A 9,992-nucleotide genomic window follows, 5' to 3' on the forward strand; every position below is an offset into this window, starting at 1 on the left:
AAACGCGGTCAAGCTATTCCTAAAATGGATAAGCAGTTGGTAACCTTACAAGAAACCAAAAAATTATATCATGAAGATAACTTTGCGCGCTTACCAAGATTAACAATAGCTTGGCCATCAGTATACCAATACCATCCTGACAGTTATGCTCTGGAAGTTCTAGCAACCTACCTTTCAAGAGGCAAAAAAGCACCTCTTTATAAAACCTTAGTAGAGGATAAAAAGCTGACAGACAACATTAGTTTTTATCAATACAATTCAGAAATTGCTGGGCAGTACATGTTAGGAATTACAGCATTTGATAAGACTAATTTAAATTTGGTTTTTGATGGTATCGAAACGGCTTTTAAAGATTTTGAGGCTAACGGAATTGCACAAAAAGACCTAGACCGAATCAAAGCGGGACAAGAAACAGATTTTTATACTGGATTAGCCAGCGTAAATGGTAAGGGATTCCAACTAGCGCAATACGAAATTTTTGCTGGGACACCTGATTATATTAATCAGGATATTAAAAATATTCTAGCTGTAACCACTACTGATGTGATGCGTGTTTACAACACCTATATCAAAGGAAAATCATATGTTGCAGCAAGTTTTGTTCCAAAAGGCCAAACCGATTTAATACTAACGGGTTCTACAAAAGCAGCTATTGTTGAAGAAAAAATAATTGAAGGAAAAGAAGACTCATTTGATCCTACTATTGCAGCGACTTATACGAAAACACCGTCTAGCTTTGACCGCTCAATCGAACCACAATATGGAGCAAGTCCTGATATTATATTGCCTACAGTCTGGAAAAACAAATTAACATCAGGCCTTCAGGTTATCGGTATCGAAGAAAATGAAGTTCCGCTTGTAGAATTTCAACTGCAATTAAAAGGCGGCTTACTTTTAGAGGAAGTGTCTACAATAGGAGTTTCCAATTTGCTTGCTGAACTACTTACGAAGGGAACTAAAAACAAGACGCCTGAGGAACTCGAAAATGCGATCGAAAGCCTTGGAGCAACAATTTCAGCAACTTCAGATGGAGAATCTATTACAATATCCGGTACAACTCTTGCAAAAAATTACAATCAAACACTGCAATTAGTACAAGAAATTATACTGGAACCAAGATGGGACGAGAAAGAGTTTAATTTAATAAAAGAAAGTACTTTAAATCAAATTATTCAGCAAAAAGGAGATCCAAACAGAATCGCCCAAATTGAATTCCGAAAATTACTTTATGGAGAAAACGTTATTTTATCTCATAACCCAATTGGTACCGAAGCAACGGTAAATACCATAACATTAGCAGACTTAAAAAAATATTATATTAGCAATTTTTCTCCTACTATAGCCAATTTCCAAATTGTAGGAGCCATTTCTCAAAAGGAAGTTATGACTTCATTAGCAGCACTAAACCGCTATTGGAAATCTAAGAACGTAAATTTCCCTAACATTACAATTGCAAAACAAGCTGCGGATTCTAAAGTCTATTTTTATGATGTTCCCGGTGCTAAACAATCGGTGTTGCGAATAGGTTATCTTGCCCTTCCTGCCACGGATGCCGATTTTTATCCTGTAGAAATCATGAACTATCGTTTAGGAGGTGGAAGCTTTGCATCGCAATTGACGCAAGAACTTAGAGAAGGAAAAGGATATACGTATGGTATAGGCTCGTCATTTGATGGATCAATGATAAAAGGACCTTTTGCTATTTACAGTGGAGTGCGCTCCAATGTAACCTACGAATCCGTAAGTTTAATTAAAAGTATAGTGGAACAATTCGGTACCAACTTTAATGAAAATGATCTTGAAGTTACAAAGAGTTACTTGATTAAGAGTAACGCTAGGGCTTTTGAAACAATTAGTTCAAAGCTAAAAATGTTATATGACATCAGTAACTACAATTACCCAGATGATTATGCCAAAAAACAAGAGAATACAGTAAAAAACATAACTTTAGAGCAAATCAAGCAATTAGCTAATCGCTATTTAAATGCCAATAAAATGATTTATTTAATTGTAGGAGATGCTGAAACACAATTGAAAAAATTAGACCAGCTTGGTTTTGGTAGTCCTATTTTATTGAATAAAACAAAATAGAGCTTTTATTCTTAAATGCCCATTACTTTTTCATATTCTATTTTCCTATGCAGTAAGCGAGGTAAAGTTGTAAAAATAGGAGAAAGTGATGGGTGTTTTTTTTCTACGTATTATTGAAGAATTAAGAGAGTTGAAGCGCTAGATTAGGTTTTACTGTACTGAACCATTCCTCCTTAAGAATACTCAGTATAATACTGTCACGCCGTGCATTACTTCCTAAGGTAGGCATGTGATTACGCAAAATTCCTTCGACGGTGCAGCCTATACTTTTCATTGCCGCAATACTCCTTTTATTATTGTTATCTGCTCTAAACTCCACGCGTTCAACAGCTAGGGTTTCAAAAGCAAATTGAAGTAATAAGTACTTACAATTTTGATTCAATCCAGTACCTCTAAAATCTTTACCATACCAGGTGTACCCCAATTGCACTGTTTTGTGAGACAAATTAATATCGTAAAAACGAGTACTGCCAGCATATTTACCTGACTTTTTATCGAAAACTATAAAAGGGAATTCGGTTTTTTTGTCTTTGGCCTCTAGTGCCAGCTGTATGTATTTTACGAGATTTTCCTGACCGTTAGCACGAATTAAGGAAAAATTCCAGGTATCGGGTTCATTGATAGAAAATTCTAAAAGATTTTCTACATCCGAAATTTGCAATGGGCGAAGCAAAACGGATTCGTTTTCTAAAACTAAATTAGGAAAGGAGTCAAAAGTTAACTGCATAGAAAATTATATTTATTGTTATCACTTGAATACTAAAACGTCCCTACTACTTTATTCCTCTTCGTACATTTCATCATAACGGGCGGGAATTTGAGGATCAAAAAGTGGACATTTAAATTCCTCCATAATTCCTACCAAAATGTCCATGGTTTTTCCTTGGGTACCATAGCAGTCAATTTGAATACTCTGAGCGGTTGTTTTTACTTGAAAAGCACCTACTCCATCGTTATTTTTCCAACTGGACTCATCTACTTTTTCCCATTTAGCAAAAACCGAAGCTATTCTATTTAATATGACTTGAACAGGCAACTCCTCTAAACCTTCTACTATTGGTTGTTCCTCTAATGCTTCGTAAACTTCTTGGTGGTTTAAATAAATCTCGTCGAGGTATTTCCAAAATACTAATTCGTACATATTCTTTAATTTTTATACTTGCGGTTCAAGTGATTGGTATCTCGTTTTATCTAGCCCCGATAGTAGTGAAAATCCTTTTTTGGTGGTCCCGATTTTTAGGGATCACCAAAAAGATTGCAACGTATAGCGGGATTAGCTCCTAAAAAAACTAATATTCGAAAGTTCCGTACTCGCTTGTGATCGTTAGTTTTTTTGTGTTTGCAGCTTCTACTCGACCTACGATTCGGGCATCAACATTAAAAGACTTCGAAATAGCGATTATGTCCTGCGCAACGGCCTCGGGAACATATAATTCCATGCGGTGGCCACAATTAAATACTTGATACATTTCCTTCCAATCCGTTTTTGATTGTTCTTGAATAAGCTGAAACAAAGGCGGTACCGGAAATAAATTGTCTTTTATAATATGTAGGTTTTCTACGAAATGCAGAATTTTAGTTTGAGCACCACCACTGCAATGCACCATTCCGTGGATATCGTTGGAGGTATATTTGTCTAAAATTTTCTTGATAATCGGAGCATACGTTCTCGTAGGCGAAAGGACCAATTGGCCTGCATCGATTGGAGAATTAGCGACTGCATCCGTCAATTTAACTTGACCGGAGTAAATTAATTCTTCGGGAACGGCAGCGTCAAAACTTTCGGGATATATAGTGGCCAAATATTTCCCAAAAACATCATGACGAGCTGAAGTTAAACCATGACTTCCCATTCCGCCATTATAACTTTTTTCGTAAGTAGCTTGACCAAAAGATTCCAAACCAACGATGACATCGCCTGCTTTGATATTGGCATTATCAATGACTTTTGAACGTTTCATACGTGCCGTTACGGTAGAATCTACGATAATAGTACGTACAATATCACCTACATCAGCTGTTTCGCCTCCTGTTGAATGAATGGTAACTCCAAATGAAGCTAACTCCTTAATTAGCTCTTCGGTTCCATTGATGACAGCTGAAATTACCTCAGCCGTGATCAGATTTTTATTGCGGCCAATGGTTGAAGAAAGTAAAATATTATCAGTCGCACCTACGCAAAGTAAGTCATCGATATTCATGATTAAAGCATCTTGTGCAATTCCTTTCCAAACCGAAATATCTCCTGTTTCTTTCCAGTACATGTAGGCAAGAGAGGATTTTGTTCCTGCTCCGTCAGCATGCATAATTAAGCAATAGTCGGCATCTTGGGTCAAATAATCCGGAACAATTTTACAAAAGGCCTGTGGGAATAATCCTTTATCTATGTTTTTAATCGCATTATGCACATCTTCTTTGGATGCCGAAACACCGCGCTGTGCGTATCTTTTAGAAGTATCTGAACTCATGTAGTGTAGTTGTGTTGGCCGTTTTAAATAAGCCGGGTTGCGTTGCAAAGATACTAATTAGATTTAGGATTTAAGACTACCGTTTGGGGATTTGTAACACTATTTTTGAACAACAAAAATCTCAACACGCCTATTTGCTGCGCGTTCTGCTTCGTTTTTTTCAGGCAAGGCGTACAGCGGTTTACTACTACCAAAACCTTTGTGTCCAAGCCTTGCCGTAGCAATTCCATTTTTGATTAGGTAATCAAAAACAAACTTCGATCTGCGATACGAAAGTTTGACATCATTTGGGTTTCTGTTACAACAAATATGTCCATAGATATTGATTTTTAATTGTGGAGTGGCGCGCAAAGCATCTAAAAGGCTTTGTAGCACCGCCTCAGATTCGGGTACAATCTTTTCTGAATTAAAATAAAAAATTAGGTTTTTTATAGGTATCAAATCACCAGCCTTTGCCTTATCTAATTGCTCAAGTATAGAAGTATCCTCGGTAATTATTACAGCTTGCTCTTCTTGTAATGCTTTAAATTGTTGCTTTGTAGTCGTTAAATTTTCGTTTTCAATCTTATCTTTCAAAGTTTGATAATACACTACTACTTTTCGGTTTTGACTTTGATTGGCTGCTTGTTCAAAATTCTCCCCAATTGCTTTAATTACCAATTTATCGTCAAGTTGAACTCCTTTGCTTTGCAAAAGTTCAAGAACGGTATTTACTCTTCTTGCTGCTAATATTTTATTATAATTATAGGTGTCAACACTGTCACAATATCCCTCAATTTTTAGAATAGTTACTTTGCTGGCTTGTTCTAACCAATTATCAAGATCAACCACAGAAGTTTTATTAATAAAGTCTTTATTAAAATCAAAAAACAATTGAAATTTTTCTTGAGCTGAAGCGGTAATGAAACAAAAAAGAAAAAAAATGCTAAAACTTGCTTTCATGAAAAATAATTTTGAAGGTACTATAACAACGTACAAATTAATTTAATAGTATTAAAAAACCCGATAGTCTGCACTATCGGGTTTCAAATATGTTCAAATATAAAACTATTTGGTAAACAATAACTCTCTATATTTTGTCAAGGTCCACAATTCGTTATCTACTAGCAACTCTAATTTATCGCAGTGCTCACGAATAACTTCAAAGTATGGTTTTACATTATCGCAATACGCTTCTGCCATTTTTTGAGCATCTGTTAAAACGTTTGCTTTTTTTCTTTCGTTAGTCATTTCTACTACCTTAGAATTAATTCCTTCGATATGCTTAGAAATTGATTTGATTAAGATAATTTGCTCCTTGGCGATGCTTTCAAATTCAGCTCCAAAAATATCTTTTAATCCTTTTACATTTTCAATCAGCGTATTTTGGTAACGAATTGCAGTTGGAATGACGTGATTAGTAGCAATATCACCCAAAACTCTTCCTTCAATTTGAATTTTTTTAGTATATTCCTCTAATTCAATTTCGTATCGTGCCTCTACTTCGATGTGGTTCATAATTCCCATTTCTGAAAATAAATCCAACGCTTGTTTAGACGCTCTTGCTTTTAGAGCCTGAGGTGTTGTTTTAAAATTACTCAATCCTCTTTTCTTAGCTTCGATTTCCCAAGCTTCGCTATACCCATCGCCTTCAAAAAGAATTTTTTTAGAATGCTTAATGTACTCTCTTAAAACATTAAAGATGGCATCATCCTTTTTCATGTCTTTCGTCTCAATCAAAGTATCTACTTCTTTTTTAAAGTCTTTTAATTGCTTAGCGACGATAGTATTTAAAGTAGTCATTGCATTAGAACAGTTTGCAGTAGAACCTACAGCTCTAAACTCAAATTTGTTTCCTGTAAATGCAAATGGTGAGGTTCTGTTTCTGTCTGTATTATCCAAAATAACTTCTGGAATCTTCCCAACCACATTTAATTTCAAGTCGGTTTTTTCCTCAGGAGACAATTTCCCTTTAGTTACTCCTTCTAATTCCTCTAATACTTTAGTTAACTGAGCTCCAATAAAAACAGATATAATTGCTGGTGGTGCTTCATTTGCTCCAAGTCTGTGGTCATTACTTGCAGTTGCAATTGCAGCTCTTAGTAAAGCCTCATAATCATTAACCGCTTTTATCGTATTGATGAAGAAAGCCAAAAACTGTAAATTAGTCATTGGTGTCTTACTAGGGCTTAATAAGTTCACCCCTGTATCAGTTGCTAATGACCAGTTGTTGTGTTTCCCTGAACCATTTACACCTTTAAACGGTTTCTCATGTAATAACACTTTTAAATCATGACGCTCTGCTACTTTTTGCATTACATCCATTAATAAACAGTTGTGATCTACCGCTAAGTTGGTTTCTTCGAATATGGGTGCAAATTCAAATTGATTTGGTGCTACCTCATTATGACGCGTTTTCACGGGTATGCCAAGTAACATACATTCTTGCTCCAAATCTCTCATGTACATTAAAGCACGAGTAGGAATAGCTCCAAAATAATGGTCATCCAATTGTTGCCCCTTTGCAGAAGTATGACCTAGCAAAGTTCTTCCTGTCATCATTAAGTCAGGACGAGATTCTGCTAATGACTTATCAATCAAAAAATACTCTTGCTCCCAACCTAAGGTAGCTGTTACTTTCTTTACATTTTTGTCAAAATACTTACAAACATCAGTAGCTGCTTCATCTATTGCTGATAATGCTCTAAGTAAAGGTATCTTATTATCAAGTGCTTCCCCTGTGTACGAAATAAACACAGTTGGAATACATAAAGTTGTTCCATAAATAAATGCTGGCGAAGTTGGATCCCAAGCCGTATATCCTCTTGCTTCAAATGTGTTTCTAATTCCTCCATTAGGAAAACTAGAAGCATCTGGCTCTTGTTGCACTAATTGTGCGCCTCCAAATTTTTCAACTGGATCGCTCCCATCATATGAAGTTTCAAAAAAGGCATCATGCTTTTCCGCAGTTGCGCCCGTAAGTGGCTGAAACCAGTGTGTATAATGAGTAACACCTTTAGAAAGTGCCCACTCTTTCATACCCATTGCGATATAATCAGCTAATTTTCTATCAATTTTAGTACCATGTAGTACGGCACTTTGAACACCTTTTAAAGCATCCGAAGTTAAATACTGCTTCATTGCCTTTTCATTGAACACATTTGAACCGAAAATAGCAGATTTTTTTCCTGATTCTTCAAATTGAACTGGTTTTCTTGTGGAAGCTTCTCTCAAAGCTTGGAAACGAATTGTTGACATATTTTTTTTTACAAAGTTAATGATTTGTTCTTAAAAAGAAGAACAACTTTTACAATAATAGCTAAAAAACACATTAAAAAATCAGATTTTACATTTTAAACCCATGCTAAAATAGGGTTTTGACAAAAATAGTGACTGATAAAACAAAACAACCCCCACTTTTTTAAACGAAAAGTAAAAATAATTATATTTGCCAATAAAACATAAACAACCAAGCTAAACGATAGTACCATGGCAAAAATTAAATTAGAATACATTTGGTTAGATGGATATGAACCAACTCAAAATCTAAGAAGTAAAACTAAAGTTGAAGAACACGAAGATTTCAAAGGCACCTTAGCCGAAATAGGCAATTGGTCATTTGATGGCTCTTCTACAAGACAAGCTGAAGGAGGATCATCTGACTGCTTACTTGTTCCTGTGGCAATCTATCCTGATCCAACGAGACTAAACGGTTACTTGGTCATGACAGAAGTAATGAACGCTGATGGAACTCCTCATGCCTCGAATGGTAGAGCGACTATTGATGATGATGGTGATTTCTGGTTTGGTTTTGAACAAGAATATTTTATCATGGATACTAAGACCTTACTTCCTTTAGGTTTCCCTATTGGTGGTTATCCAGCTCCACAAGGAATGTACTATTGCTCAGTGGGTGGTAAAAATACCCACGGAAGACAACTAGTTGAAGAGCATGCAGATTTATGTATAGCTGCTGGAATTAATTTTGAAGGTATAAACCAAGAAGTGGCTTGCGGCCAATGGGAATTTCAATTGTTTGCAAAAGGAGCTAAGCAAGCAGGTGATGAGATTTGGATTGCTAGATATTTATTAGATAGATTAACAGAAGCATATGGATATTATATAGAATACCATCCAAAGCCTGTTAAAGGAGATTGGAATGGTTCTGGTATGCATGCTAATTTCTCTAACACTACTTTAAGAACTTGTGGTTCTAAGGAAACTTACGATAAAATATGTGAAGCATTCAGACCAGTTGCTAAAGAGCATATTGCTGTTTACGGAGCGTATAATGATCAGAGATTAACTGGTTTACATGAAACAGCATCTATTAATGATTTCTCTTATGGTGTATCGGATAGAGGAGCTTCAATTAGAATTCCTATTATTACTGTAGAGAAAGGATGGAAAGGATGGTTAGAAGACAGAAGACCAGCTTCAAACGGAGATCCATACAAAATTTCAGCTAGAATTATCAAGACTGTTAATTCTGCTAATGTATAAGTATAAATTTTTTTAGATTTAAAAAGCTCCGTTTTACGGGGCTTTTTTGTTTTATATGTAGTTGCAACTTCCATAGATTAAGTTCGTACAAGAGGTTTTTAACCTATCAATATTGTACAACTTTCGATAATAAGTATTTTAGAAATGCAACATCAAGAATTATCTTTATATGTAAATACCTGGATTACTATGAAGTCTATCGAAGAAAGAAGATTAGAAGAGGTTGATGATAAAGGGAACAATACCTGGAGAAAATGGGGACCTTATTTGAGTGAAAGACAATGGGGGACTGTACGAGAAGATTATAGCGAGAATGGTTCGGCATGGAGTTATTTTCCTCACGACCATGCTAGATCTAGAGCATATAGATGGGGAGAAGACGGGATTGCTGGGATTTCAGATAAATATCAAAACCTATGTTTTTCTTTAGGTATTTGGAATGGTAATGACGCTATTTTGAAAGAGAGGTTATACGGATTAACAGGGGAAGATGGTAACCATGGGGAAGATGTAAAGGAACTCTATTACTATTTGGATAACACACCTTCTCACTCTTATATGAAATACTTGTATAAGTATCCTCAAAAAAAGTTTCCTTACGGAAGAATGCTTCATGAGAGCCAAAAAAGGTCCAAAAATGATAGAGAGTATGAATTGTTAGATACAGGGGTTTTTGAAGGAAATAAGTATTTCGATGTTTATGTTGAATATGCAAAGGAAGGTCCTGAGGATATTTGTATTAAAATTACTGTTCATAATAGAGCAGATGAAACAGCTGATTTAGTAATGATTCCAAATCTTTGGTATAGAAATTTATGGGATTTTGGTGTAGTAAATCGAATGCCATTAATATCTAAACTTAATTTGGATCAAAAGGGATTTGGGGGAGTAAAAGCTTCTCATTACAGAATAGGAGATTACTTTTTATATTTTGACGAGCCTGATGAATAC

At 35.5% G+C, this 9,992-nt stretch carries 7 protein-coding genes and 1 pseudogene; 3 read left to right on the forward strand and 5 right to left on the reverse strand.

Going from position 1 to position 9,992, the window contains the following annotated elements; genetic code table 11:
- Window positions 1-2,091 (forward strand): pitrilysin family protein (locus P8M54_RS07230; RefSeq protein ID WP_300286708.1); only part of this gene is annotated, 2,091 nt, incomplete at its 5' end.
- Window positions 2,092-2,212: 121 nt separating this feature from the next.
- Here the strand turns inward: P8M54_RS07230 and P8M54_RS07235 are convergent.
- From P8M54_RS07235 to P8M54_RS07255, 5 genes are all read right to left on the reverse strand, one after another.
- Window positions 2,213-2,818 carry a GNAT family protein gene (locus P8M54_RS07235; protein WP_300286710.1) on the reverse strand — a complete coding sequence of 202 codons (606 nt, stop codon included), beginning with the start codon at window positions 2,816-2,818 and terminating at the stop codon, window positions 2,213-2,215.
- A 51-nt stretch (window positions 2,819-2,869) separates the two neighbouring features.
- Window positions 2,870-3,232, reverse strand: coding sequence for a hypothetical protein (locus tag P8M54_RS07240; protein WP_300286712.1), 363 nt, complete (start codon window positions 3,230-3,232; stop codon window positions 2,870-2,872).
- A 148-nt stretch (window positions 3,233-3,380) separates the two neighbouring features.
- A complete protein-coding gene (locus P8M54_RS07245) occupies window positions 3,381-4,559 on the reverse strand; it encodes an AIR synthase related protein (RefSeq protein ID WP_300286714.1) in 1,179 nt (392 codons plus the stop codon).
- Between the two features lie 99 nt (window positions 4,560-4,658).
- Complete coding sequence (locus P8M54_RS07250; RefSeq protein WP_300286716.1) at window positions 4,659-5,501, reverse strand: OmpA family protein; 843 nt, start codon at window positions 5,499-5,501, stop codon at window positions 4,659-4,661.
- Between the two features lie 105 nt (window positions 5,502-5,606).
- On the reverse strand, window positions 5,607-7,796 hold the full coding sequence (locus tag P8M54_RS07255) for a glutamine synthetase III (RefSeq protein WP_300286718.1): 2,190 nt from the start codon (window positions 7,794-7,796) through the stop codon (window positions 5,607-5,609).
- 231 nt (window positions 7,797-8,027) lie between these two features.
- Between P8M54_RS07255 and P8M54_RS07260 the strand changes: the two genes are divergently transcribed.
- Together P8M54_RS07260 and P8M54_RS07265 are read left to right on the forward strand one after the other, a co-directional pair.
- Window positions 8,028-9,041, forward strand: a complete 1,014-nt coding sequence (locus P8M54_RS07260; protein ID WP_300286721.1) for a glutamine synthetase beta-grasp domain-containing protein — start codon at window positions 8,028-8,030, stop codon at window positions 9,039-9,041.
- Between the two features lie 144 nt (window positions 9,042-9,185).
- A pseudogene (locus P8M54_RS07265) lies at window positions 9,186-9,992 on the forward strand (glucosidase); the annotation flags it as partial.

Source organism: Flavobacterium sp. (genome assembly GCF_029242675.1).
Classification (GTDB): domain Bacteria; phylum Bacteroidota; class Bacteroidia; order Flavobacteriales; family Flavobacteriaceae; genus Flavobacterium.

Bases quoted from the DNA above. Each gene is read 5' to 3' on its own strand.
- P8M54_RS07235 (WP_300286710.1), bottom strand. From the start codon at position 2,818: ATGCAGTTAACTTTTGACTCCTTTCCTAATTTAGTTTTAGAAAACGAA.
- P8M54_RS07240 (WP_300286712.1), bottom strand. From the start codon at position 3,232: ATGTACGAATTAGTATTTTGGAAATACCTCGACGAGATTTATTTAAAC.
- P8M54_RS07245 (WP_300286714.1), bottom strand. From the start codon at position 4,559: ATGAGTTCAGATACTTCTAAAAGATACGCACAGCGCGGTGTTTCGGCA.
- P8M54_RS07250 (WP_300286716.1), bottom strand. From the start codon at position 5,501: ATGAAAGCAAGTTTTAGCATTTTTTTTCTTTTTTGTTTCATTACCGCT.
- P8M54_RS07255 (WP_300286718.1), bottom strand. From the start codon at position 7,796: ATGTCAACAATTCGTTTCCAAGCTTTGAGAGAAGCTTCCACAAGAAAA.
- P8M54_RS07260 (WP_300286721.1), top strand. From the start codon at position 8,028: ATGGCAAAAATTAAATTAGAATACATTTGGTTAGATGGATATGAACCA.